This window comes from Ruegeria sp. CDSA034 (genome assembly GCF_059612275.1).
Genome location: NZ_JBXWQH010000014.1, coordinates 25,789 through 50,074, shown reverse-complemented (window position 1 = coordinate 50,074; position 24,286 = coordinate 25,789). Strand labels below are relative to the sequence as shown.

The 24,286-nt window shown below is 57.7% G+C and carries 29 protein-coding genes; 18 read left to right on the top strand and 11 right to left on the bottom strand.

Translation table 11 applies throughout. The annotated features are described in order from the left end of the window. Nucleotides 1–47: 47 nt before the first annotated feature. Together AC2FLJ_RS18795 and hrpB are read right to left on the bottom strand one after the other, a co-directional pair. Nucleotides 48–506 carry an NUDIX hydrolase gene (locus AC2FLJ_RS18795; protein WP_108861772.1) on the bottom strand — a complete coding sequence of 153 codons (459 nt, stop codon included), beginning with the start codon at nucleotides 504–506 and terminating at the stop codon, nucleotides 48–50. A gap of 110 nt (nucleotides 507–616) precedes the next feature. Further along, nucleotides 617–3,052: an ATP-dependent helicase HrpB gene (gene hrpB / locus AC2FLJ_RS18790; RefSeq protein ID WP_496707136.1), complete on the bottom strand. Its 2,436-nt coding sequence runs from the start codon at nucleotides 3,050–3,052 to the stop codon at nucleotides 617–619. Between the two features lie 225 nt (nucleotides 3,053–3,277). On the opposite strand from hrpB, the gene meaB reads away from it, so the two are divergent. The 6 genes from meaB to AC2FLJ_RS18760 all read left to right on the top strand — a co-directional run bounded on the left by meaB (nucleotide 3,278) and on the right by AC2FLJ_RS18760 (nucleotide 7,673). Beyond that, nucleotides 3,278–4,255 (top strand): methylmalonyl Co-A mutase-associated GTPase MeaB, encoded by a 978-nt coding sequence (gene meaB, locus AC2FLJ_RS18785; protein ID WP_496699823.1) that lies wholly within the window; start codon nucleotides 3,278–3,280, stop codon nucleotides 4,253–4,255. A gap of 146 nt (nucleotides 4,256–4,401) precedes the next feature. Next, nucleotides 4,402–5,610 carry a Hint domain-containing protein gene (locus AC2FLJ_RS18780; protein ID WP_496699782.1) on the top strand — a complete coding sequence of 403 codons (1,209 nt, stop codon included), beginning with the start codon at nucleotides 4,402–4,404 and terminating at the stop codon, nucleotides 5,608–5,610. Nucleotides 5,611–5,689: 79 nt separating this feature from the next. After that, a complete protein-coding gene (locus AC2FLJ_RS18775) occupies nucleotides 5,690–5,968 on the top strand; it encodes a hypothetical protein (protein WP_496699781.1) in 279 nt (92 codons plus the stop codon). Nucleotides 5,969–6,107: 139 nt separating this feature from the next. After that, the gene (gene rpmB / locus AC2FLJ_RS18770) at nucleotides 6,108–6,395 is read left to right on the top strand and encodes a 50S ribosomal protein L28 (protein ID WP_058272217.1); all 288 of its coding nucleotides are present in this window, start codon (nucleotides 6,108–6,110) and stop codon (nucleotides 6,393–6,395) included. Nucleotides 6,396–6,758: 363 nt separating this feature from the next. Then, nucleotides 6,759–7,154, top strand: a complete 396-nt coding sequence (locus AC2FLJ_RS18765) for a hypothetical protein (RefSeq protein ID WP_496707133.1) — start codon at nucleotides 6,759–6,761, stop codon at nucleotides 7,152–7,154. A 45-nt stretch (nucleotides 7,155–7,199) separates the two neighbouring features. After that, the gene (locus AC2FLJ_RS18760; protein ID WP_496707130.1) at nucleotides 7,200–7,673 is read left to right on the top strand and encodes a copper chaperone PCu(A)C; all 474 of its coding nucleotides are present in this window, start codon (nucleotides 7,200–7,202) and stop codon (nucleotides 7,671–7,673) included. Between the two features lie 87 nt (nucleotides 7,674–7,760). Here the strand turns inward: AC2FLJ_RS18760 and AC2FLJ_RS18755 are convergent, their stop codons facing one another. Then, entirely contained in the window at nucleotides 7,761–8,369 is a 609-nt protein-coding gene (locus AC2FLJ_RS18755; protein WP_282119983.1) for an HdeD family acid-resistance protein, read from the bottom strand. Nucleotides 8,370–8,437: 68 nt separating this feature from the next. Further along, entirely contained in the window at nucleotides 8,438–9,133 is a 696-nt protein-coding gene (locus AC2FLJ_RS18750) for an NAD-dependent deacylase (protein ID WP_282169155.1), read from the bottom strand. A gap of 28 nt (nucleotides 9,134–9,161) precedes the next feature. Here AC2FLJ_RS18750 and AC2FLJ_RS18745 point away from each other — a divergent pair, with 28 nt between their 5' ends. Then, a complete protein-coding gene (locus AC2FLJ_RS18745) occupies nucleotides 9,162–9,605 on the top strand; it encodes a low molecular weight protein-tyrosine-phosphatase (protein WP_282169411.1) in 444 nt (147 codons plus the stop codon). On the opposite strand, the gene AC2FLJ_RS18740 is transcribed toward AC2FLJ_RS18745, so the two are convergent. The 3 genes from AC2FLJ_RS18740 to AC2FLJ_RS18730 form a co-directional block, all read right to left on the bottom strand. Further along, nucleotides 9,602–10,543: a LysR family transcriptional regulator gene (locus AC2FLJ_RS18740; protein ID WP_282169156.1), complete on the bottom strand. Its 942-nt coding sequence runs from the start codon at nucleotides 10,541–10,543 to the stop codon at nucleotides 9,602–9,604. The genes AC2FLJ_RS18745 and AC2FLJ_RS18740 overlap by 4 nt on opposite strands. Nucleotides 10,544–10,606: 63 nt before the next feature. Next, nucleotides 10,607–10,915, bottom strand: coding sequence for a hypothetical protein (locus AC2FLJ_RS18735; protein ID WP_058276999.1), 309 nt, complete (start codon nucleotides 10,913–10,915; stop codon nucleotides 10,607–10,609). A gap of 2 nt (nucleotides 10,916–10,917) precedes the next feature. Then, complete coding sequence (locus tag AC2FLJ_RS18730) at nucleotides 10,918–12,018, bottom strand: Hint domain-containing protein (protein ID WP_496707127.1); 1,101 nt, start codon at nucleotides 12,016–12,018, stop codon at nucleotides 10,918–10,920. Nucleotides 12,019–12,181: 163 nt separating this feature from the next. Between AC2FLJ_RS18730 and lepA the strand changes: the two genes are divergently transcribed. The 5 genes from lepA to AC2FLJ_RS18705 all read left to right on the top strand — a co-directional run bounded on the left by lepA (nucleotide 12,182) and on the right by AC2FLJ_RS18705 (nucleotide 16,421). Continuing rightward, nucleotides 12,182–13,981, top strand: a complete 1,800-nt coding sequence (gene lepA / locus AC2FLJ_RS18725; protein WP_496707125.1) for a translation elongation factor 4 — start codon at nucleotides 12,182–12,184, stop codon at nucleotides 13,979–13,981. A gap of 99 nt (nucleotides 13,982–14,080) precedes the next feature. Further along, on the top strand, nucleotides 14,081–14,788 hold the full coding sequence (locus AC2FLJ_RS18720) for a DUF4145 domain-containing protein (protein WP_496707123.1): 708 nt from the start codon (nucleotides 14,081–14,083) through the stop codon (nucleotides 14,786–14,788). Between the two features lie 312 nt (nucleotides 14,789–15,100). Continuing rightward, on the top strand, nucleotides 15,101–15,454 hold the full coding sequence (locus AC2FLJ_RS18715) for a hypothetical protein (RefSeq protein WP_496707121.1): 354 nt from the start codon (nucleotides 15,101–15,103) through the stop codon (nucleotides 15,452–15,454). A gap of 83 nt (nucleotides 15,455–15,537) precedes the next feature. Further along, on the top strand, nucleotides 15,538–15,858 hold the full coding sequence (locus tag AC2FLJ_RS18710) for a hypothetical protein (RefSeq protein WP_496707120.1): 321 nt from the start codon (nucleotides 15,538–15,540) through the stop codon (nucleotides 15,856–15,858). Nucleotides 15,859–15,968: 110 nt separating this feature from the next. Then, nucleotides 15,969–16,421 (top strand): hypothetical protein, encoded by a 453-nt coding sequence (locus AC2FLJ_RS18705; protein WP_496707118.1) that lies wholly within the window; start codon nucleotides 15,969–15,971, stop codon nucleotides 16,419–16,421. Between the two features lie 1,091 nt (nucleotides 16,422–17,512). On the opposite strand, the gene AC2FLJ_RS18700 is transcribed toward AC2FLJ_RS18705, so the two are convergent. Then, nucleotides 17,513–17,650: an entericidin A/B family lipoprotein gene (locus AC2FLJ_RS18700; protein ID WP_186437378.1), complete on the bottom strand. Its 138-nt coding sequence runs from the start codon at nucleotides 17,648–17,650 to the stop codon at nucleotides 17,513–17,515. A gap of 214 nt (nucleotides 17,651–17,864) precedes the next feature. Next, nucleotides 17,865–18,206, bottom strand: coding sequence for an ArsR/SmtB family transcription factor (locus AC2FLJ_RS18695; RefSeq protein WP_109313386.1), 342 nt, complete (start codon nucleotides 18,204–18,206; stop codon nucleotides 17,865–17,867). A gap of 328 nt (nucleotides 18,207–18,534) precedes the next feature. Here AC2FLJ_RS18695 and AC2FLJ_RS18690 point away from each other — a divergent pair, with 328 nt between their 5' ends. The 6 genes from AC2FLJ_RS18690 to AC2FLJ_RS18665 all read left to right on the top strand — a co-directional run bounded on the left by AC2FLJ_RS18690 (nucleotide 18,535) and on the right by AC2FLJ_RS18665 (nucleotide 22,299). Further along, the gene (locus tag AC2FLJ_RS18690; RefSeq protein WP_108861785.1) at nucleotides 18,535–19,167 is read left to right on the top strand and encodes an ATP-dependent Clp protease proteolytic subunit; all 633 of its coding nucleotides are present in this window, start codon (nucleotides 18,535–18,537) and stop codon (nucleotides 19,165–19,167) included. Between the two features lie 134 nt (nucleotides 19,168–19,301). Further along, a complete protein-coding gene (clpX, locus tag AC2FLJ_RS18685) occupies nucleotides 19,302–20,567 on the top strand; it encodes an ATP-dependent Clp protease ATP-binding subunit ClpX (protein ID WP_058272201.1) in 1,266 nt (421 codons plus the stop codon). Between the two features lie 63 nt (nucleotides 20,568–20,630). Continuing rightward, a complete protein-coding gene (locus AC2FLJ_RS18680; protein ID WP_058277008.1) occupies nucleotides 20,631–21,005 on the top strand; it encodes a RidA family protein in 375 nt (124 codons plus the stop codon). 79 nt (nucleotides 21,006–21,084) lie between these two features. After that, nucleotides 21,085–21,468: an NADH:ubiquinone oxidoreductase subunit NDUFA12 gene (locus AC2FLJ_RS18675; protein WP_058272199.1), complete on the top strand. Its 384-nt coding sequence runs from the start codon at nucleotides 21,085–21,087 to the stop codon at nucleotides 21,466–21,468. A gap of 13 nt (nucleotides 21,469–21,481) precedes the next feature. After that, nucleotides 21,482–21,934, top strand: a complete 453-nt coding sequence (mlaD, locus tag AC2FLJ_RS18670) for an outer membrane lipid asymmetry maintenance protein MlaD (protein ID WP_058272198.1) — start codon at nucleotides 21,482–21,484, stop codon at nucleotides 21,932–21,934. Further along, a complete protein-coding gene (locus tag AC2FLJ_RS18665) occupies nucleotides 21,931–22,299 on the top strand; it encodes a DUF2155 domain-containing protein (RefSeq protein WP_108861789.1) in 369 nt (122 codons plus the stop codon). Before mlaD ends, AC2FLJ_RS18665 begins: the two co-directional genes overlap by 4 nt. Here the strand turns inward: AC2FLJ_RS18665 and aat are convergent. Together aat and accC are read right to left on the bottom strand one after the other, a co-directional pair. Continuing rightward, entirely contained in the window at nucleotides 22,254–22,886 is a 633-nt protein-coding gene (gene aat, locus AC2FLJ_RS18660; protein ID WP_496707115.1) for a leucyl/phenylalanyl-tRNA--protein transferase, read from the bottom strand. The two genes, AC2FLJ_RS18665 and aat, sit on opposite strands and share 46 nt — an antisense overlap. Nucleotides 22,887–22,934: 48 nt before the next feature. Then, nucleotides 22,935–24,284, bottom strand: a complete 1,350-nt coding sequence (accC, locus tag AC2FLJ_RS18655; protein ID WP_496707113.1) for an acetyl-CoA carboxylase biotin carboxylase subunit — start codon at nucleotides 24,282–24,284, stop codon at nucleotides 22,935–22,937. Nucleotides 24,285–24,286: the final 2 nt, after the last annotated feature.

Genomic DNA, 24,286 nt, shown 5'->3' with positions numbered 1-24,286 from the left:
GCCCGGTCTTGTGGCAACCGGCCTCACAGAAGTTTGTTGCGAAAGCGTTACATTTGCCGCAGCATTTCGCGCAGCTCCGGCTCTTGCACCAGCTCTGCGGCCTCTTTCGGCGAGAACCAGCGCCGTTCACGCTCGCTGACCTCGGGGAATTCCTCGGCCAGATCTTTGACATCTATGCGATACACATTGGTGCGCACGGGTTGGGCCGTTCCGTCATCCAGGATCTTGTCATAGGTGAAATGGCCCACCGCCTTGCGGCCCAGGTGTTTCACTTTTACGCCGGCTTCTTCCCATGCTTCTTCTTTGGCAGTCTCGGCCCCGTCCATGCCGTCAATCGGCCATCCCTTTGGGATGACCCAACGGCCTGTGCCACGGCTGGTGATCAACAGAACTTTTTTGTCGTCGCCGGTTCCGCGCACGCACAAGGCTGCAAACTGTACCCTGTGTGGGCGTTGAAAGAAGGGTTTGCCAACTTCTTCCCAGATATTGTTCAGCCAAGATGCCATCGATTAAGTGCCAGTACTTTTCTTAGGTTCAAGGAAAAGTGACATAACAACTATAAACCGGGGCTTCAATGCATCTATTGAACGAACGCATTTTCTGAAGCAAACGAACGTCAGGTCCGCCGCTTGGCCCGCAAGGTTGGATCGGCCTGCGTCGGATCCTCGGGCCAGGGGTGTTTGGGATATTGCGCGCGCATGTCCTTGCGCACATCCGCGTAAGATCCGGCCCAAAATCCCGGCAGATCGCGCGTGATCTGGATTGGTCGCCGCGCAGGGGACAGCAGAGTGATCTTGAGTGCTTCGCCCCCGATAAGCGGATGCCGGGTGACACCGAACAGTTCCTGCAGGCGGACCGAAATCTCGGGCACCGCTCCCCCATAATCAATCGGCACATTGCGGCCCAGCGGTGTTTCAAATGATCGCGGCGCGCGGCGGTCCAGCTCCTGCGTTTGGGACCAGTCCAGCCGGGCACGCAGGGCGGGCAGCAGGTCAAACTTTTTCCAGTCGTCTGCACTGCGCTGACCTGACAGCATGGGTAGCAGCCAGTCGTCCAGAGCGGCCATCAGCCCGTCCAATGAAAAGTCCGGCAGGTCGATTCCTTCGGCGCGTACCAGTTCGACTCGCGCCGCCAATCGCGCCGCGGCCCCGTCCAGCCGCAATCCCAGATCACGCACTCCGTCCAGCATGGCGCGGGCGATGGCCTCGTCCGGCGCGTCCTTCCAGATACGGTCATCCAGAGTGATCGCGCCAAGGCGTTCCTGCGTGCGCGCAATGACCCGGCGTTCGCGTTTCGACCACGCGCAGCTGTCTACCCATTCGATCTGATCCGCGAACAGGTCCCGGATTTCACGTTCCGAGATTTGTGCGGCCATGCGCACCTTGGCCTCGCGCGGGTTTCCGTCCGTATCTGTCACCACAAGATAGGGCGCGGCCGCCAATGTGTCACCGTTGTCCAGCACGACGCCCTTGCCGCCGGACAGAACGTAACGCGGCACATCGCCTTTGCGGCGTTGCCCAATGCGATCGGGATAGGCCAATGCGGCCATCGCGGCTGGGCTTAGGTCTGTCTTGCTGTTTCGTGTTTTCAGCCGCTTGCTCTCGGCTTTGATCCGTTCCAACGCGCCCATGTTGATCTGCCACACCCGGTTGCGTTGAAAGGCGCGGGCATCACGCAATGCTTCGAGCCGCAGCAACAGATCTACCGGAGCGCCCTTTAGCGGATCACGTTCCGCCATCAGCGCAGCCAACGAAGCGGCACTCTCCCCGGCAGTCACCAGCATATGCCCCAGCCGAGGATGCAGGGGTAGCGCAGCCAAGGCCCGTCCGTGGTCGGTGATCCGCCCTTTTGCATCCAACGCACCCAGCATGTTCAGCAATGAGCGGGCCTCGGCCATCGTTCCTTCGGGTGGTGGTGTCAAAAAGGCGAGGTCATCTGGTTCGGCCCCCCAAAGCGCCAGTTCCAGCGCAAGGCCTGTCAGGTCGGCGGCTTCGATTTCGGCAGGGGGGTAGGCGGCCAGCGCGCCTTCTTCCCCCTTGGACCACAGCCGGTAACACACGCCCTCGGCCACGCGCCCTGCACGACCTGCGCGTTGGGTTGCTTCGGCCCGCGTCACCCGTTCCGTGATCAGCCGCGACATGCCAGCGCCCGGATCGAACCGCGCCCGGCGCGCTTGACCCATATCCACAACCACGCGGATGTCGGGAATGGTCAGCGAGGTCTCGGCGATTGACGTCGCAAGCACGACCTTGCGCCCTGCCTCGGCTGGCGAGATCGCTGCGCGCTGGGCGGCAAAGGGCATTGCTCCGAACAGAGGTTTAACTGCGCAATTGCCAGGCAACCGTTTGGATAGCGCGGCCTCGGCCCTGCGGATTTCACCCTCGCCGGGCAGAAACACGAGCATGCCGCCTTCGGTTTCACGCTCAGCCTTGGCGACCAGATCTATCAGTGCATCCAGTCGTCGTGCTTGCGCACCCAGTGGCTGGTCCAGCCACTTGGTTTCAACCGGATAACTGCGCCCTTCGGACGTCACCAGCGGTGCGTCCATCAATTGGCCGACCGGTTCGGCGTCGAGTGTGGCGGACATCGCCAGCAGGATCAGGTCGTCGCGTAGTGCGCCCGTAACCTCAAGGCACAGGGCAAGCCCGAGATCAGCGTTCAAAGATCGTTCGTGAAACTCGTCAAAAATCACCGCGCCGACGCCGGGCAGATCCGGTTCAGATTGCAGCATTCGGGTCAGAATACCTTCGGTCACCACTTCGATTTGGGTTGTTTTTGAGGTTTTCGCATCGCCCCGCACGCGGTAACCAACGGTTTCGCCTGCACGTTGTCCCAGTGTTTCAGCCATCCGCTCTGCCGCGGCACGCGCAGCAAGCCTTCGGGGTTCGAGCATTATGATCTTGCCGTCGCGCAACCCGGCCTCGAGCATCGCAAGAGGCACCCGCGTTGTCTTGCCCGCGCCCGGAGGGGCTTGCAAAACGGCCCGGCCATTGGCCTTCAGGGCGTCAAGCAATTCGGGGATGGCGTCATCAATGGGCAGGTGTGTTGTCATTGGCGCTTTATCAGCCAACCACGGCGCAACGTCCAGTTCCGCTGTTTCCCAATGACGATGATCGCGCCGCTACGGCATAGAGCCAACAGCGGTCCGGTCAAAGAGGATCAACAGCAACACATAGGTGCGAAATGCAGGTATCGGGCAGGTTTCCTTCGCGGTCCGGTCTGGACAAATCACCTGTCGGGGCGGCAAGTAGTCGTGCCGCAAAAGATCGGGGTCGGAATGGATATGGACAGCCTAGGTGATAAGATTTTGGACGGAGACCGGCGTGCGCTGGCCCGGGCAATCACTCTGGTAGAAAGTGGCCGCGCCGATCATCGGGCGCAGGCGTCTGAATTGCTGGCGCATTTGGCCAAAGCCGGGCGGCAATCCCTGCGCGTTGGGTTGTCCGGTACTCCGGGGGTGGGCAAATCCACCTTTATCGAAAGCTTTGGCATGATGCTGATCGAGCAGGGCTTGCGCGTTGCGGTCCTGGCCGTCGACCCCAGCTCGACCCGTTCAGGTGGATCTATTCTGGGCGACAAAACCCGGATGGAGCGGTTGAGTCGCGAGAAGAACGCCTTTATCCGCCCATCCCCCAGTCAATCCCATTTGGGCGGCGTGGCCCGCCGTACACGTGAGGCGATTGCCCTGTGCGAGGCGGCGGGATTCGACGTGGTGCTGATTGAAACTGTAGGGGTCGGGCAGTCCGAGACCGTCGTTTCTGAAATGTCCGATCTGTTTCTGCTGCTGCTCGCTCCTGCGGGCGGGGATGAGTTGCAGGGGGTCAAGCGCGGCATCATGGAAATGGCCGACATGATCCTTGTGAACAAGGCGGATGGAGATCTGAAAGCCACGGCCACCCGAACCTGTGCGGATTACGCGGGGGCTTTGCGCCTGCTGCGAAAACGCCCGCAGGACCCCGAGGGTTTTCCCAAAGCGATGACCGTTTCCGCGGTCGAGGAACATGGGCTTGACCAAGCCTGGGACGAAATGACCACCCTGTCAGGCTGGCGGCGTGAAAACGGCCACTGGGATGGCAACCGCGCGGCACAGGCGCGGTTCTGGTTCGATCAGGAGGTGCGATACGCGCTGCTATCTCGGTTGGATACGCCGGCCGCGCGCGCAGAAATGGATCGCCTTGGTTCCGATGTTGGTGCCGGCAATCTCAGCCCGACGGCGGCTGCGGAACGAATGCTTAGTATCCTGGCAACACACTAGACGCCTGTTAGCGCCAGAGGTGGAGGGTATGCCAAAATTATGTATTAGGGGAAGGGATACAATTTCTGATTGTGCTATTTCGAGGGGAAGGCGATAGTCTCGTTGTTGCGCAAGTCAACAAATGAACGCGTCGGAGATAGCCGTACATGCCCAATATACGTGGGACAAATGGTGACGACGATATCGAAGTCACCGGCGACGAAGGTACGCTGAACGGCACGCCCCAAGGCACGCCCATTGATAATATTCGCGCCCGTGGCGGTGACGATGAGATTACGATTGTAAGCAGTGCTATTTCCGGGAGTGTACGCGGCAACGCCGGAAACGATGAAATCACCGTGTTCAACGCCCAGATCGATGGGCAGATCAATGCTGGTCGCGATGCGGATACCGTCACGGTTTTTGACGTCGGTGTAGGAAATATCCGTTTGGGGCAGGGCAATGACACCCTGAACTTTATCCGAACCCAGGTCGCCGGGGATGTTCAGGGCGGCGGCGGGCAGGACGCGCTGAACCTTCCGGTGGGCACAGTTGTAACCGACGCAAATTTCGGAACTTTCACCGTTGTTGCCGGGCAATCCTATTCGTTGTCCAGCGGCAGCTTCGAATTGCCCTCAGGGATCGTGGTAAACTATAGCGGGTTTGAATCCGGCACAGGGTTTTTGTGCTTTACCCGCGATACAGTAATTCAGGCGCAACGTGGTCCGGTCCTTATTCAGGATCTTCGGCAGGGGGATATGCTCCCAACGCAGGGCAACGGGATGCAGCCGATCCGCTGGATCGGGCGCCGCAAATTTGACTCGGTGGCATTGGCAGGCGATCCGAAACGTCGCCCCGTCCGCATATTGGCAGGCGCGCTGGGCAACGGTTTGCCCAAACGGGATCTGCTGGTGTCACGGCAGCACAGAATGCTGGTGCAGTCGAAAATCGCAGAACGGATGTTTGGCGAGCCCGAAGTTCTGATTCCAGCGATAAAACTGACCGCGCTGCCAAGGATATTCGTCGATGATACGGTGGACAGTGTCGAATATTACCACCTGCTTTTTGATAGGCATGAGGTTATTTTTGCCGAAAACGCCCCAAGCGAAAGCCTGTTTACCGGGCCTGAAGCTCTCAAGACCCTCAGCCTGGAAGCCCGACGTGAAATATTCGATATCTTTCCGGAATTGGCGGATATGAACCACAATCCCAACCCGGCCCGTTACATCCCGAAAAGCCCCCAACAAGCGCGCCTCGTGGCTCGGCACCTGAAAAATGAAAAGCCACTGCTGCAGAGCTATGACGTACAGGGAAACGCCCCTTGGTTGTTTACATCCCAAAAAAGCAGTTATGTAGAACCCGCTCTGAATACGTGACTGAATGAAATAACCCGATCAGACAGGCGATTCTGGTCAAAAAAGCGCAGTTGAAGAATGCAGCAATGTCGGATTTTTGATGGAAATCGACTGCGTGCCACGCTTTTTCAATCCAGGTCAGTCTCGCTTGTATGTCACCTTTCGCCACCGGGTGTCTGATCCGGGACAGTTTTCGGAACCCCGGTCAGCGGCAACTTTCATACAGGTGGGGTATGCGCATTTGCATCGTGCAGCACGACTGAAAAGCCCCCATTACTGGGCGCGTCTGGCGGCCGCAGCGGCAAAAACAGGTAGCCCTGAGTTGGAAAATCACGCCCTGAAACGGCTGGGAGAATTAAATGAAAACTTGGTGCTGTGAATCCTTGGCATATGGCTTGACCCCGTCTGTGATTCCCACTACATGCATCCAACCAGTTTTCGGGCGCGACTTCGGGTTGTGCCCCTTGTGATTTGGCCGAGGGTGTAATGCCTGGCCTCCAGAAACAAAGGAAGAAACCATGTCGCGCCGTTGCGAACTGACCGGAAAAGGCCCGATGACTGGCAACAATGTCAGCCATGCCAAAAACAGAACTCGTCGTCGTTTTCTGCCCAACCTGAACGATGTTACGTTGCAGTCGGAAACGCTGGGACGTGGCGTCAAGCTGCGCATCTCGGCGGCTGCCCTGCGTTCGGTGGACCACCGTGGTGGTCTGGACGCGTTCCTGGCGAAAGCCAAGGACGATGAGCTGTCCAACAACGCATTGAAAGTGAAAAAGGAAATCGCCAAGGCGCAAGCTTCGGCCTAAAACCTTATTCCTGCAAGAATTCAGGCCCTGTACCTTATGGTGCAGGGCTTTTTCCTTTTGTGCAGAGTGCTGTTCTTAATTTGGAATTAAATTTTCGCATTGGGTGAAATTGTTCACATACCGTTTGCTCTACCCGTATTATGTTTAGGCATATTCATCTGGCGGAGTTCAACCTCATGTCGTTCAAATCATTACCTTCTTTCTCCCTTCTAGCCGGCTTTTTCGGCAAAACATTTGGGGCATGTCTGCGGATGCAGCGTCGGGTGAATCGGCTGCATACAAGCCTGACAAAAGGGTCCGTCAAGCGTCCAGAACTGGACCGCTGACATTGTCCTCCCGGCCCTGGGCTTCAGGCGCGTCTGATTGCGCTTGAAGCCCGTTTTGTCTCTGGCCTATATCGGGGACAGGATGAAACCCGTTCTGAACAAAGTTCTGCCATTTGTGCTGTCGCTGCTGGTCGTTTTGACCGGGCAGGGCGTTGCTGCATCGCGCGGTGTGGACCGGGCGGTCGGACATATGGTGTTGTGCACCGGCTCGGGACCGGTTGTGGTCTATATGGATGCCGAAGGGCAGCCGACAAAGGCCCCGCATTTCTGTCCGGATTATGCGTTGAACCTGTTGGGCGCGGTGAGCATTGCGGAACCGTCCCTGCCGGTGGCCCCGGACATCGATCGACCCATGCCATCGCGTATCGCGGAGAATCTGATCGCTCTGCCTATACCGTCTCAACCAGCCCGGGCACCTCCTGCAAGTGTTTGATTCATTATCAATTCTTATCAAACACCAAACTACAGGAGAGGCGCTATGTCACTCACATCCAGAATGCTGACCACCCTTGCCGCCGCAACTATTGCTACCGCTGCTTTTGCGCAGGACACGATCACCGTCGATGACGCTTATGCTCGGTCGTCGGGTAAAACGGCCAAAGCTGGCGCGGCCTTCATGATGATCCAGAACACCGGCGCGACCGATGACCGTTTGATCGGCGTGGAATCGGACGCCGCAGCTCGGGTCGAGCTGCACACCCATCTTGTTGACGAAAACGGTGTTGCCAAGATGACCCATGTCGAAGAAGGCTTTGTCATACCCGCCGGTGAAATGCACATGCTGAAGCGCGGCGGCGACCACGTGATGTTCATGGGCCTGACAGTCCCGTTTGAGCAGGATGCAATGGTTCCCGTTACGCTGATCTTCGAGACAGCAGGCGAAGTCGAGATCGAAATTCCGGTGGATTTGGAGCGTAAGGACACCGGAGGTCACAGTTCGCATTCGAACTAGGGCTACGTCTGAACTCAGGCCGCGCTGCGACCGTCATCTATGCGTCAGGCCGGGATATTCCCGGCCTGTTGTCGTTGTGGAAAAGGTTCAGCGGTTGACCACCCGCATCGCCACGCGGTCATGGGCGCGTTTGAAGCGCATGGCCAGCCAGAGCATCACTGCGGCAAACGCCAGCGCCGAGAAAGCAATCGCCCAGCCGAGCGCCACCATGCCGCTGCCCGGCCAGAACAACAGAACGAGGCCGATCAACAGCGCGACAATGCCGGAGTTGCGCATGGTGGATCCATCAGGATGAGCATCGGGCAATTGCCGCCAGGCCATCAGCGAGCCTATCCCGACAATCAAAGCCCAGGCTCCCAGCAGGAAGAACGCGAGTCGCGCGACGCCTTCCGGCCAGATCAGCAGGATCAGTCCGATCAAAAGCGCTCCAATGCCGAAACCGCCGATCAGGCCACGCCGGCCAAACCCCAGCAGCGTCAGGCCTCCATCGAGGACCAACAGCAAGCCCACCAGACGGATCAGCAACGAGATACTGCCCGTCGGCCAGAATAGCGCTGCGATTCCGAGCGCACCGGCCAGGATTCCGCGCAGCAAGAATGTCCACCACAGGTCCGTTAGCTGATCACCAAGTGCACCTCGCGTATCGAGCCTATCATCGTCAAGGATTTCACCTTGTTGGTTTTTTGGGTCTGTCATGGGGACCTCTCGGGTTGTTAGGGCACTAGTATAGCAAGGAAATTCGCCGCTTGTCTGCGGGTATCGCCCTACTGCGAGCTCAGGATCTGATCAACCCAGCGCGGAACGGCTTCTGTTGCGGGGCCCAGTATGACTTCGTCGAAACTGGATGCGCCGGTCGACGGCTCGAGGTTCAGTTCGACAGTTCTTGCCCCGGACATCATGGCCTCGTGCACGAAAGCCGCGGCGGGATAGACCTGACCCGAAGTGCCAATGGCGGCGAAGATGCTTGCGCCTGCCAGATGATCATAGATGGCGCCCATGTGATAAGGCATCTCACCAAACCACACCACATCCGGGCGTGCGGTGGGGGCTGCGCAGGCAGGGCAGGGCTCGCCCACGGCCATCTCCGGCGGTGCCGTCCAGCGGTGGCCGCAGGCCGCGCAAAGCGCTCCGGCCAGCGTGCCGTGCATGTGGATCACGTTTTGCGCGCCACCGGCCTCGTGCAGGCTGTCGACGTTTTGTGTGACGATCACAACCTCGCCGGGCCAGTCCTGCTGTAGTCGGGCAAGTGCATCGTGGGCCGCGTTAGGTTGCGCCTCGGCGGCCTGTACGCGGCGGGCATTGTAAAACCCGTGCACCAGCGCGGGATCACGCGCGAACCCTTCGGGCGTGGCAACGTCCTCGATCCGGTGTTGGGCCCACAAACCGCCCTCGTCGCGGAACGTGCCCAACCCGCTTTCGGCGGAAATCCCGGCCCCTGTCAGAATGACGATCTTTTCCATCTTGGCCCTTCGCGTTACACCGTGGTTCATGACCCACCGTATCTTGTTCGTCTGTCTGGGCAATATCTGCCGTTCTCCCGCCGCCGAGGGCGCCTTTCGCGCCCGTGCGCCGCATCACGCTACCGATAGTGCCGGGACTTCTGGCTGGCACATTGGTGACCCACCTTATGGACCGATGCAAATGGCAGCTCTGTCGCGTGGCATAAAACTGGATGATTTGCGGGCGCGCCAATTTGTGCCCGCGGATTTCGACAGGTTCGATCTGATTATCGGGATGGATGCCGAAAACCTCGCGGATATTGAGGCATTGAGGCCAGCCGGGAACGAAACCCCAGTGCGTCTGCTGACGGATTTTGCGCCACATATCGGCACAGACCACGTCCCGGACCCATACTATACCCGTGACTTCGATGGAGCATTGGATCTAATCGAGGCAGCGGTCGAAGGTCTCGACGCGCATCTGCGCAGCTAGCTCATCAGCTTTAGGCGATTGTTCAGCCATGGCAACTGCGCAAGGGCCGGGTCAACAATCTGGCTGCCCATTAGGCGGCGCATCATGCCTGCGACCTCTTGCGGAACCTGACCTGACCAGTCGGTGCGGGTGAACAAGGAAATCGTCCTCGAGACATCTCCGATCGGGGCAGGGTGTGCCTCAAGCCCGTCATGGAACCGCGCCGCCCGCATATAGCCCAGCGGCGTCGTGATCGCCCAGCCGAGGCCACGCGCGACCATTGCCATCAGCGCCAAATGCGAACCGATTTCGAACCGTTCTTCAAATTCCAGCTGCTGGCGCGCCAGATGGGCCTCAATCTGGCGGCTGATCAACTGCTCGCGGGCATAGCGTAGGAAGGGCAGATCCTCCATGGCGTTTTCGGCCCCTTTGGGCGTCACCAGAATGAAGGGATCGCGAACCAGCGGGTACTCGACCACGCCTTCCAGCACCTCGCCGCTATGGGCTGACACCACAAGCTGAAGGCGCTGCGCCTCAAGTTCTTCGAACAGGTCAAGACTGGGCAGTGTGATCAGTTTGAACTTTGATCGCGTCAAACTTTCAGCCAACAGAGTGGCGAGCCGCGGGGTCAGGTCATTGTCGAAATCGTCAATCAGGCCGACAGACAGGGTTGCAAGGTGACCCAGGTCCATCACAGTCAGCTCGCTTTGGGCCATCTGCAGTTCGGCCAGAACCGCCTGTGCGCGGGCCAGAAAGCTGCGCCCGGCCTGGGTCAGGCGCATCGGACGTCGTCCGTGATCCACCAAATCGGTGCCCACTGCCTTTTCCAGATTGCGCAGCTGCTGGGACACTGACGGCTGGCTAAGCCCCGTGATCTCGGCGGCCTGCGCCACCGATCCGGTCCGCGCCAATGCCTCGAACACTTCGAGGCCGCGCAGGGTCAGCCCTTTCATAACCATCAGATATCCCTTTCGCTGCGCCTTTCTGGGGCGCAGTTCGGGTCAGGTCAAGGATTGATCAGCCTAGTTGCAGATCGCCTGCGCCATCTGGCCAAAGTTCCGATACCGATCCCAGAGCGCATCGTCGCGCTGGGTCTTCGACATCTTGAGCTCTTGCGCCTGATGCGGGTCGCGGAACCACTTGGCAACGGTCTTCTGATCGCTGCGGGTCAACGCCTGATTGGCCACCCGCTGAATGCAACTGCACCGATCCCGCGTCGCCGCCGACCGGTCAGACGCCAGACACGCCCGTTTGATCTGCGCCGCGTCTGCGACCGGAGCTACCGCCACCATCGACGTGGCACAGAATGCGATTAAGAGGAACTTTTTCATGCTCATGCCTCGTATTTGCCTGCCCGGACGGGTCTGATGCCCCTCTCGGTCTGCGGCGGAGTATGAATCAAACTGGAATTGTGATCAATGGCCAAGATGTTTCGCAGCAACAGCGCCGCCTCGGTTCGGGTCAAAGCCGGTCGGGCAGTTTCCATTGGGCCTGCCGCGCACCCTGCGAGGTCACGAAAGAACAATCTGTCGGGGTCATCACATTGGGTCGTTGGCGTTGACAAAAGGCTCTCGGATGCGGCGCCATTGGCGCGTATAATGCTATGGTTGTCCAGCAGTAGGTGGTGATAGCGGGCGGTTTTCTCGTTGGATAGGGTTGCAACGCCTGCATCTACGAAACTGATCGCTGGCACAAACACCTCGGGTGCTGCGAACAACAGTTCCGCTACTGGATGCGAGATTACCAACCTGTGCTGTTGCGAAACCTTTAGTGGCGAGAAGTTAAGTATTATTCCGGCCGGAACCTCGACCAACTTGAAACGTCCTGAAGCTATGACATCCTGCGATCCGACCCATTTCACCGATTGATAGCCATTGTCCTGCGTCCAAACCTTGTCGCCCGGACGCAATGTCTCGATACGGGCATAGCCATTTGGGGTTTCTATCAATGTGCCACTGCCATAACAGATCGGCGTGACGTAGTCCGCAACCGCAAAGCTTGGACCTTCCTGGGTGTCAACAACCGTCAGTGTAACGCCTGCTGGGGGAAACTCCCCCGGGCCACCGATGAAGGCGATCCCCTCCACCGTCGCAAAGGATGGGGACGAGTTGTTCACGTTGAACGCAATGGCCTGCCACGTGTTTGTACCATCCGTCAGCGTAATGCCGTATTCAGCCTCAACCCGAGTACCGTCGTTGAAGTTGACGCCGTCGATAGTTTGATCACCGTCAAGGAGCTGATTGGTGTCATTGTCGGCAAAATTCGTGTCGCTACCGCCATCGCTGATGAAGACCTCGGTAGCGGTTCGCGTGTCAATCGTGATGGTCTGTCCGATAAGGTGGATACCTGTACCCTGGTCCAAACCATCCAACCCCTGCGAAACAGAGATGGAAAGCTGGCTTTCACCCAGCACGAATATCGAATAATTGGCCAAAGACTACTCTGCTTTCTTGTTGGTGCGCCGGCCATTCAGCGCCACTATCCTACCCACTGGCTGATTTTGGGTAAATGCGTCAGAGCAGAAAGACACCATAGCAGCCTTTTCTGCAACGCTTCACGGCTTGACGAGGCCCCAATCTCCGGACATATCCCAACCCATGACAGACCTCGCTCATATCCGCAATTTCTCCATCGTCGCGCATATCGACCATGGCAAATCCACCCTTGCTGACCGGCTCATCCAAGAGACCGGGACAGTCAAGGATCGTGACATGAAGGAACAGCTGCTCGACAGCATGGATATCGAGCGAGAGCGTGGCATCACCATCAAGGCCAACACAGTCCGCATCGACTATACCGCTGACAACGGCGAGCAGTACGTGCTGAACCTGATCGACACCCCGGGCCACGTGGACTTTGCCTATGAGGTCTCGCGGTCGATGCGCGCGGTCGAAGGATCGCTGCTGGTTGTGGACTCGACGCAGGGCGTCGAGGCGCAGACGCTGGCGAATGTCTACCAGGCCATCGACGCCGATCATGAGATCGTTCCGGTGCTCAACAAGATCGACCTGCCTGCGTCCGACTGTGACCGGGTCGCCGAACAGATCGAGGATGTGATTGGCATCGACGCGTCCGAGGCCATACAGGTTTCGGCCAAAACCGGGCAGGGCATCCACGAGACACTGGAGTCCATCGTCACCCATCTGCCTGCGCCTAAAGGCACGCTCGACGCGCCGCTCAAGGCGATGCTGGTCGACAGTTGGTACGACGCCTATCTCGGCGTCATCGTGCTGGTCCGGATCATGGACGGCACGCTGAAAAAGGGCATGCGGGTCAAGTTCATGTCGAACAACACCCTGCACCATGTCGACCGCGTCGGCGTTTTCCGCCCCGAGATGGAGATGGTGGACTCGCTTGGCCCCGGTGAGATCGGCTTTCTCACCGCGTCCATCAAACAGGTCCGCGACACCCGCGTCGGTGACACCATCACCAATGACCGCAACGGCACCGAAGAGGCTCTGACAGGCTTCAAACCCGCGCAGCCGGTGGTGTTCTGCGGCCTCTTCCCCGTCGACAGCTCCGAATTCGAAGACCTGCGCGATGCGATCGACAAGCTGGCCCTGAACGACGCCAGCTTTAGCTTTGAAATGGAAACCTCGGCCGCACTTGGCTTTGGCTTCCGCTGCGGCTTCCTGGGCCTTTTGCACCTTGAGGTCATCCGCGACCGCATCGAACGCGAATATGATATCGAGCTCATCACCACAGCGCCGTCGGTGATCTATCACGTCTACATGAAAGACGGCGAGATGATCGAGCTGCACAACCCCGCCGATATGCCCGACCCATCGAAGGTCGATCATATCGAGGAACCGCGCATCAAGGCGACCATTCTGGTTCCGGACGAATTCCTCGGCGACGTTCTGAAACTCTGCCAGGACCGCCGCGGTATCCAGCTGGACCTGACCTATGCCGGCAGCCGCGCCATGGTCGTCTATGACCTGCCGCTGAACGAGGTTGTCTTTGACTTCTACGACCGACTGAAATCGGTGACCAAGGGCTATGCCTCGTTTGATTATCAGATGACCGGCTATACCGAGGACAATCTGGTCAAGATGTCGGTGCTGGTGAACGATGAACCGGTCGATGCGCTGTCGACCATGGTTCACCGCGACCGGGCCGAGCTGCGGGGCCGGGCGATGTGCGAAAAGCTCAAGGACCTGATCCCGCGCCACATGTTCAAAATCCCGATTCAGGCCGCCATCGGAGGCAAGGTCATCGCGCGCGAGACCCTCTCGGCCCTGCGCAAGGACGTGACCGCCAAATGCTACGGAGGCGACGCCACGCGGAAACGCAAACTGCTGGACAAGCAGAAGGCGGGGAAAAAGAAGATGCGCCAGTTCGGGAAGGTTGATATCCCGCAGGAGGCGTTTATTTCAGCGTTGAAGATGGACTCTTGACTATATTGACAGCCACTAATTGCGATCCACAGTAGTCCTGATTAGAACTCTCCCTAATGATCAGAACTTTCGTTTATGAAGATATTTGAGGCACTCTAAATGGCTGAATTTGTTGTGGATTGCCCGCGCTGTGGTGCCATCCGCTCGACGCACGACGTGTTTTCGAGCGTTGTAGTAGGCATGCAGTACGGTTGGAAGCAATTCGTTGAGGTCCCGGGTATCTGTCGAACTTGCGGACAAATGAGTGTCAAAATTGTATCGCGGCTCAATTCAAGTAAGCAGTTGAATAACTGGTTTGGTGCCGTAGGGTCTATCAATGCCCTTAGCAGTTACAATGGATCGCTGAACGACTTAGTCGAGTTCCATCGCAATGTCACACTGAGCGACAAGAGCCAGGCTGCTCCTCCCGAACATGTTCCGGAAGAGATTGAAAATGTAATCCGTGAAGCAAACGCTTGTTTGGCTAGCGAATGTTGGAATGCCGCAGCTGCGATGTATCGCTTAGCGCTTGATATGGCGACGAAGTCATTGCTACCGAACGAAGGTGAGCCTGCTGCTAAAGTGAGGCGAAGTTTGGGCCTTAGAATCCAGTGGCTTTTCGATGAGCAAAAATTACCCTTGGATTTGAAGGGCCTTGCAGAGTGCCTCCAGCAAGATGGAAACGATGGGGCGCACGACGGAACACTAGTAAAAGAAGACGCAGACGATCTACATGACTTCTGTTTTGAATTGATGCGTAGGCTTTACACAGAGCCAAAAAGGGTTGAGCTCGCTGAAGCTCGTCGAGTTGCAAGGCGCCAAGGGTGAAATCCAGCGGTCGACGCTGTCGGTATCGTTAATGTAATTCGGTCACTAAACACACTTGTCCGGCACGGCGGGGCCGCGCCGACGCGCCCCTTCAAACCGAAGGTTTGCCTCCGGCAAAACGGGCGGCCCGTTTGCGCCCCGGGGCTCCGCCCGTTCGGCCCTGAAACGGTCCACTGGACAGTTTCCAAGACGGGCCTCACCCCCTCGGGCCAGCGCTGCCCTCAGTCCAGCCCAGCCCCCAAGTTTCTGATATCCCGCAAAAAGTGATACACTCCCCTCATTCCAAACAAGTTTTTCATAGGGGGAAGAGTTATGGACCCACAGCTGCGTTCTCAGATTTCGATGAGCCGTCTCGACCACTATTACGACATCATGCGCACCTCGATCTTTGCCTATGTCGCTATCGCCGCGATCATCGGGTTTGGGCCCGAAGGGCTTGCTCTGCCGTTGATTGTGTTGGTGATTGCGGTGACGGCCTATGGCGTTCTAGCGGGCAAGACTGCGTTGGAAGACGTTGAAAACCTGCGGGATGACATGACCGATGAGTTTGCACAGACCAGTTTCGCCCGCGGGCTAAAGGCGCGGAATTTGAAAGGGCTGGTCCTGACGTCGAATGCACTGCTCTGCCTGATCGGACTGGCCGAACTCATCGCGATTGTGTTCTAGCCGAGGGTTGTGACCCACCTCACAGCGTCAACCTTCCCCTCCTGCTACACTTGACCCACCGGCAACCTCGGCAGGAGGCGCAGATGTCCACATCCATGATCCCCCTTATCGCCCTCGGGTCGGCGGGTCTCTATTCCGTGGCCATGATCTCGATGAAGTTCTGGTGGAAACTCCCCGGTGTGGGTCTTGGCCTGCTGATCGTCGCAACGCTGCTGGCCGGGGCGACGCTGGAACTGGCTGCCCTGCGCGAGGAGCGGCTGGGCATCATCTATACCGGTATTCTGGGGGCCGAGGTTGTTCTGATCGCCATCGCCTCGTTCTTTCTGTTTGGCGAAAACTTTTCGTATCGCGAGGCGGCTGGTATTGGACTGGTCATCCTCGGTACCGCGCTGGCCTGGGCCTGAGGCAAACATTACCGGTTTGTGAAGTTTCCCTTAGGTAAGTTGCAACCCGCGCACTCCCTTCCAATCTGTTCAACAGGCCAGCAACGGCCCTGAACTTTGGAGGAGAGCCCATGACCAGATATATGACTGCCGGAGCAGCCGCTCTGGCGACAAGCCTCAGCCTTGCCACGGCCTCGATGGCCGAAACCACACCGGATCTGCGCGGTGCCTGGACGGGCACCTATACCAAGGTTTCACCGTCTCGGGTGGCAACCGGCGATGCGCCGCGCTTTCATCAGGGGGAGTGGGTGCTGGATATCCAGCAGCAGCAGGACAACTTGTTCTGGGGGCCCAGCATGTGGCGACCGGATGCTGGCACAGATTGGCGCGTGTTTGACGCCACCGGCACCATCAGTCTGGATGGGTCAGGCACCATCGGCATCGTCGAAAGCTCGGCCGATCCGCAGGTGGGTGTGAATGCGCTGGTGGATGCGCGCTATCAGGACGGCAAGATTTACGCGGATTTCCGTAGCCTGCGTCGCGGGACAACGTACAGCGTTGTACTCGAACGTCAGGTGAACTGAAGCGTCTCCGGCCCGGCCGGCCGTAGGGGGTACTGGCTGCACCGTGTTGCAGCGCGTAGTAGGTAATCTCGGTCGGGTCGGAACGCTTCTCATAAACGGACACAGTGTCTCCTCAGGGGGGACGGGTCGGGTGGCATCTTGGCTGCAAGTGACAGGGTCCTGAACACACGGTGCCGGATTGCGGCGTTCCCTGGCACCTGTGGTTTAGGCTCTCGCGAACCTTCAGCGCGGCTTTGCTTGTGGTCTGAGGGCCGTCCGGCCCCGGATCCTCTGATCATCTCTGGCTGGGCAATCACAAGATACGCCTGATTCGATGCTCCGAGGCTGTGAATATCCACAATTGGCAGCAAAATGGCTTTTGCAGGTGCAGAAAACGGGGAAAATCGGGTCATTTCGTCGAATTCAGCGTTTTCCATTGCCAAGACCGCACGGTGTTTCAATTTCCGGAGTTATCCACAATTTTCTCCCAGCGGATATCAACACTTTATCCCCGTCTAATTCTCATGCTGCAGTGCTATTTCCTTGTCGGAACATGACCCGGATGTAACAGTTCTATTACCGCAACGGTTCTTAGGAACCAGGGTGGGACGCAAAGGCCAAAGGGGGTCGAGGCAATAAAGGCAAGTCTTAGGATTGGCTTTTATATGCAAAGGCTTACCGGTGGATGGTTAGCTGAATTGGGTGTCGGACCCGGGTCAGATGATCAGACTCTCAGAAGGTCGATGCGTGCTGTTAAGCATCTTAGGGTGCCGTGCAGCGGCCGTGGCCTGTAACAGGGTCGGGGCAACTGGATCGGGGCGTCCCTCGGGCGCATCGACCCGGCAAGGCGTCAGGAGTATCCGTGAGGGTACATGCATGGACCGCGTCTGCGCACCTGACGCCTTTTCCTTTTCTCAGGTCTATCCAGGCTACCACTCTGTCACCCCCCGCAAAACGGGAACGGGGTTCTTGTGGATGCACAAGAACCCCGAAGTGTCAGATATGCAATGCCGCGTCTATGCACCTGTGCCAAAGATTGTACCTTGTTTGGCTGCAATCTTCAACCATATCTTGTATGCGGAAGTTGCGCCTTCACAACATCCTGAATTGCGTCAGATATTTTGCTGAACGTCAGTCGCGGCTTCTTGGATGGCATCGCCTGCTTTTTCGATATCTTTGCCTGCACCCTTGGTCGTCTCGCACGCTGCAAGGGTAAACACTGCCAGCCCTACTAGAATTGCTCGGATCATCAGTACCTCCATTTGATTTTCTATACATGGCGTAGCAGCTTTTATTTGCTGGAACCAGTATTTTACCGTGCTTGCAACGGGCGTAGAAACACGAAGCTGCCGAGCCAATTGACCGCATGGATTGTGAAGGTGGGGCGTGGCCGCACCGACGACGGATCGTTCCGATCGAAAAGATTGGACTTACGCGTCGGGTGCGGTGGAAAGATGAACGAAATCAGTCCTTATCGCCCGCGCAGAACAGTTCGTACACCACTTCAAGCATACGGCGCGGTCTGTCATCAGCAAGACGGTAGTAAATTGCTTTGCCTTCGCGTCGGGGAATCACAAGGCCTTCCAGACGAAGGCGGGACAGCTGCTGCGAAACAGCAGCCTGTCGTGCGGACAGTAGATCCTCAAGCTCGGTCACGGATTTTTCGCCAGAGACTAGATGGCACAAGATCATCAATCGGCCTTCGTGACTGATCGCCTTGAGGAAATTCGATGCGCGGGTCGCATTTCCCGCCATCCGGTCGAAATCGTCAGACGTCATATTCTGTGAAATCTGAGGCAATGCCATTGCTGTTTTCCTTTTGGGCCCTGGTGTGGGGGCACTTTTGTGAGTGGTTCGCTAAAGCGGTTCGCATTGCTACACGTTCTGTGCATGAATTTCCATATGCATGGATCAAAATGCCGTGATGGGAAAAGGGGAACTTATTGTTTAGAGCATCAAACCGCGCATTGACATCGGCGGCCTCGGTGCGTTCGACATCAGACTATCCACCTATTTTGGACGGTTGGAGTGCGATCTGTTGAGCCCCCCTTGCAGCCCCCCCGTGGCGACACTAAGACTCGGGTAACGTTTCTTCGGGTAATGTCCCGATCCATAGCAAAACAGGCAGGTTCTCATGTTCGATCCCGTTGACACCTATATGAATACGCTCGTTCCCATGGTCGTCGAGCAGACCAGCCGGGGTGAACGCGCGTATGATATTTTCTCGCGCCTTCTGAAAGAGCGGATCATTTTCATCAACGGTCCGATCCACGACGGGATGAGCCACCTGATCGTCGCGCAATTGCTGCACCTCGAGGCCGAAAATCCAAACAAAGAAATCTCGATCTACATCAATTCGCCTGGCGGCGTGGTTACCAGCGGTTTGTCGATTTACGATACAATGCAGTATATCAAGCCCAAATGTTCGACATTGGTAATCGGTCAGGCAGCCTCGATGGGGTCGGTTTTGCTGGCCGGTGGCGAGAAGGGAATGCGTTTCTCGCTGCCCAACAGCCGGATCATGGTGCACCAGCCCAGCGGTGGCTATCAGGGCCAGGCCAGCGACATCATGATTCACGCGGCCGAGACGCAAAAGCTGAAGGATCGCCTTTATGACATATACGTGCGTCATACAGGTCAGACCAAAAAGGCGGTTGAAAAAGCGCTGGACCGTGACAATTTCATGAGCCCGGAAGAGGCGAAAGACTGGGGTCACATCGACGAAATCGTCGAAAATCGCGCCAAAATGGACGGTGACGAGGCCTAAGAATATCTCCCCACGTCCCAGGCGTGGGGGCCATTTTTGAGATTGTAGCCGCCCCGGTGGTGGCCTAAGCTGCACCAACATGTGGCATGCGCGGTCCGACACGGACCGCAGGGACGAAGCCCGAAAGGTAGAACATGGCGACGAATTCAGGCGGTGACGGCAAAAACACGCTCTACTGCAGCTTCTGCGGCAAGAGCCAGCATGAGGTGCGCAAGTTGATTGCCGGCCCGACCGTTTTCATCTGCGATGAATGCGTCGAACTGTGTATGGACATCATCCGCGAAGAGACGAAGGCCAGCGGCCTGAAGTCCAGCGATGGCGTTCCGACGCCCAAAGACATTTGTGAGGTGCTGGACGATTACGTTATCGGTCAGGCCACCGCCAAGCGGGTTCTGTCGGTTGCTGTGCACAACCACTACAAGCGTCTGAACCACGCCCAAAAGGCCGGCAGCGATATTGAGCTGGCCAAGTCCAACATTCTGCTGATCGGCCCAACCGGCTGCGGTAAGACGCTGCTGGCGCAGACGCTGGCGCGTATTCTGGACGTGCCGTTCACCATGGCAGACGCAACTACACTGACCGAAGCCGGGTATGTGGGTGAGGATGTTGAAAACATCATTCTCAAGCTGCTGCAGTCCAGCGAATACAATGTTGAACGCGCGCAGCGCGGCATCGTCTATATCGACGAAGTCGATAAAATCACGCGCAAATCCGAAAACCCGTCCATCACGCGCGATGTATCGGGTGAGGGTGTTCAGCAGGCGCTGCTTAAGCTGATGGAAGGCACCGTGGCCAGTGTGCCGCCGCAGGGCGGACGCAAGCATCCGCAGCAGGAATTCCTGCAAGTGGACACCACGAACATTCTGTTCATCTGCGGTGGTGCTTTTGCAGGTCTGGATAAGATCATCGCGCAACGCGGCAAAGGCTCGGCCATGGGCTTTGGCGCGGACGTGCGGGACAATGACGAACGCGGCGTAGGTGAGATTTTCAAGGATCTCGAGCCCGAGGATCTGCTGCGGTTCGGCCTGATTCCGGAATTCGTTGGACGTCTGCCGGTTCTGGCTACGCTGGAAGATCTGGACGAAGATGCACTGGTGACCATCCTGACCAAGCCCAAGAACGCTCTGGTCAAGCAGTACCAGCGCCTGTTCGAACTGGAAGATGCCGAGCTGGCCTTTACCGATGATGCGCTCAAGTCGATCGCCAAGAAGGCCATTGAACGCAAGACCGGCGCACGCGGGTTGCGCTCGATCCTCGAAGATATCCTTCTGGACACCATGTTCGAACTTCCGGGCATGAAAAACGTGACCGAGGTTGTGGTGAACGAAGAGGCGGTGTCATCTGACAAGCAGCCCCTGATCATCTACGCGGATGCCGCGGAATCAGCTTCGGCAGGATAAGGCACAAAAAGAATTACCAAGACGGCGCGGCATTCACCGCGCCGTTTTCTATTGGAGGGAAGCATGAAAATCAGACGCATTTCATCTGGCGGAGAATTCGAGGCCAAAGTTGGCTATTGTCGCGCTGTGGTTGCAAATGGCTTCGTCTTCGTGGCCGGAACCTGTGCCCAAGGTGATGACGTGCCCGATGATATCGTGGCACAGTGCAAATCGTCCCTGGAGGCGATTGGAAAAGCGCTGGCCGAGGCAGGAGCCGGTTTTGCAGACGTGGTTCGGGTAAACTATTATTTGCCGGATATGAATGAGTTCGAACTTTGCTGGCCGTTGTTGGTTGACGCATTTGGTGACAACCCACCTGCAGCGACAGTTGTCGAATGCAATCTCATAACGCCAAAAGACCGTATCGAGATTGAAGTGACCGCGGTTCTGCCGAAATAGGGTCTGCGATCCTTGTGACACTGGACCTTAGTGAGGCTTTGGTCCATATCTGCGGGTACAGAAATGCCGGAGGCAGCTGATGGGAATCCTAAACAGTCTTTTGCGGGCCGTAACCTGGTGGAACGGATCCACATTGAACACGCAGATTTACACATCGCGTAAGGGTATCAAGGTCGGTGAAGACGACGAAGGCAACGTGTTTTACCACAATGCTGACGACAGTAGACGTTGGGTGATTTTCAATGGTGAGGCTGAGGCGAGCCGGGTTGATCCGGATTGGCATGGCTGGCTGCACCGCACCTGGGATGAGCCGCCGACGGACAAACCGCTGAAACACAAATCCTGGGAAAAACCGCATCAGGAAAATCTGACAGGCTCTGCTTTGGCTTATGCACCAGCAGGTTCTTTGCGCCGCCCGGACCCGGTCGAGCGTAAGGACTACGAGGCCTGGAGCCCGGAATAACACGAGGCGAGCAATGTCGAGTTATAATGCAACCGAAGTTCTGGTCGGTGGGGTCGTCTTAGCCTGTGCCGTCGCATTTGGCGTTTACGCCAGCCAATCCACCGGCCTGTCGCAAAGCAGTGGCGGCTATGAACTGGGCGCCTCTTTCCGTTCCTTGGAAGGGGTAGGCGTCGGCACCGACGTACGCCTTGCTGGTGTCAAGATTGGCACTGTAACCGGTGTAGACCTGAATCCCGAAACCTATCGCGCCGATACCACCTTCTCGATCTCTGACGGAATTCTGGTGCCGGACGACAGCGCGATTGTCATCTCATCCGAAGGGCTGCTGGGCGGCAACTTTGTCGAGGTTATGCCGGGTGGTTCGCCTTTCTACTTTGAAGCGGGCGATCAAGTCGAAGATACGCAAGGTGCCGTCAGTCTGATTTCCCTGCTGGTCAAGTTTGTCGCCGGGGACGGAAGCGAATGAAGCGATTTGCCCTGATTGCAGCGTTGCTGGTCGCGACGGGGGCTACGGCCCAGCAAAAAGCCCAATCCGGTCCTGGCGCAATGCTGCGTGGTCTGGACAAGGTCAGCGGTCAGACCGTCGATGTTGAAATGCGGAATGGTCAGACACTGCCGGTTTTTGGGTTGGATGTGGCCTTGGGCGATTGTCGCTATCCAGCGGACAACCCAACCGGTGATGCGTTTGCCTATCTGACGATCTGGGAAAAAGGCAGGACAGATCAACTGTTTGACGGTTGGATGATTGCCACGTCGCCCGCATTGAACGCGCTGGACCATGCGCGTTATGACGTCTGGGTGATGCGCTGTATCACTGCATCGGGCGACTGAGGCACTGCTGCCACGAAATCTGCACTGGCATTGATCGCCTCTTCAAGCGTGTTCCGATATTGCGTGCGCGGAATCTCGATCGCTCCCAGAGACGCCAGATGAGCGGTCAGAAACTGGGTGTCAAACAAGCGAAACCCGGTTTGGCGCAAGCGATCCACGAGATAGGCCAGCGCTATTTTCGAGGCATCCTTTCGGCGGGAAAACATGCTTTCGCCGAAAAACGCCGCACCCAGCGTAACGCCATAAACGCCGCCGACCAGTGCGTCCTCATCCCAGACCTCCAGCGAATGGGCCCGGCCCGCGAGGTGGAGTTGCTGATAAAGGTGGCGCAATTCTGCATTGATCCAGGTGTCTGCCCGATCAGCGCAGCCATCGACCACTCCGGCAAAATCGCGGTTGATGCAGATGGAAAAGCCGGACTTTCGAATGCGGCGTGCGAGGCTGCGCGAGATATGAAAGCCATCTAAAGGAAAAACGCCACGAAACTTGGGATCGACCCAAAACAGTTCCGGGTCATCGCGGTGTTCGGCCATCGGGAAAATTCCAATGGAATAGCCGTGTAGCAAAAGTTCAGGGGTCAGGCTCATGCGCGATACCCGGGGACCAGAGCGCAAGTGCCCTCTGGTCCCTTGGTTTTATTGGGCCATATTCGCCGCAAGCCAGTGTTCCAGCCAGTGAATGTTGTAATCACCGTTGTGGATTTCCGGCTCTTGCAGCAACGCATGGAACAGCGGCACGGTTGTATCGATACCGTCCACGATCAGTTCGCCCAATGCGCGATCTAGCCGTGCCAGCGCCTCGGCTCGGTCGCGGCCATGTACGATCAACTTGGCAATCAGCGAGTCGTAATATGGTGGAATCGAATACCCATCATACAGCGCCGAATCCATCCGCACACCCAGGCCGCCGGGGGCATGAAAGGCCGAGATCCTGCCCGGGCAGGGTGAGAAGTTCGGCAGCTTTTCTGCATTGATCCGGACCTCGATGGCGTGGCCGTTGATCACAAGATCGTCCTGACCAAACGACATCGGTTCGCCAGCTGCGACGAGAATTTGTTCGCGCACTAAATCGACGCCAAAGATGCCCTCGGTCACCGGGTGTTCTACCTGCAGGCGGGTGTTCATCTCGATGAAGTAGAACTCGCCGTTCTCATACAAGAACTCGATGGTTCCGGCGCCAATATAGTGGATCTTGGCCACGGCGTCCGCGCAGACTTTACCGATCTTGGCGCGCTCTTCCGGGCTGATGCTGGGGCCGGGTGCCTCTTCAAACACCTTCTGGTGGCGGCGCTGCAGCGAGCAGTCGCGTTCGCCCAGATGCACAGCCTTGCCCTTGCCGTCACCAAAGACCTGGATCTCGATATGGCGGGGCGTGGTCAGGTATTTCTCGATATAGACCTCGTCATTGCCAAAGGCGGCTTTGCCCTCGGCACGTGCGGTCATAAATGCGCTTTCCATCTCATCCGCGCTCATCGCGACTTTCATGCCGCGACCGCCGCCGCCAGCGGTGGCTTTGATGATGACGGGGTAACCAAATTCCTCGCCGATTTTCTTGGCCGTCTCCAGATCGGGCACGCCGCCGTCCGAACCCGGAACACAAGGCACACCCAGCGCCTTCATCGTGTCCTTGGCGGTGATCTTGTCGCCCATGACGCGGATGTGCTCGGCAGTGGGGCCGATAAAGGTGATGCCGTGGTCTTCGACGATCTGCACGAATTCGGCATTCTCGGACAGGAAGCCATAGCCGGGGTGGATCGCCTGCGCGCCAGTGATTTCACACGCCGAGATGATCGCGGGCACCGACAAGTAGCTTTGCGGGCTGGGCGGAGGGCCGATGCAGACCGATTCGTCCGCCATGCGCACATGCATCGCGTCGCTATCGGCGGTGGAGTGGACGGCGACCGTCTTAATCCCCATCTCGCGGGCAGCGCGGATGACCCGCAGGGCGATCTCGCCTCGGTTGGCAATCAGGATCTTGTCGAACATGG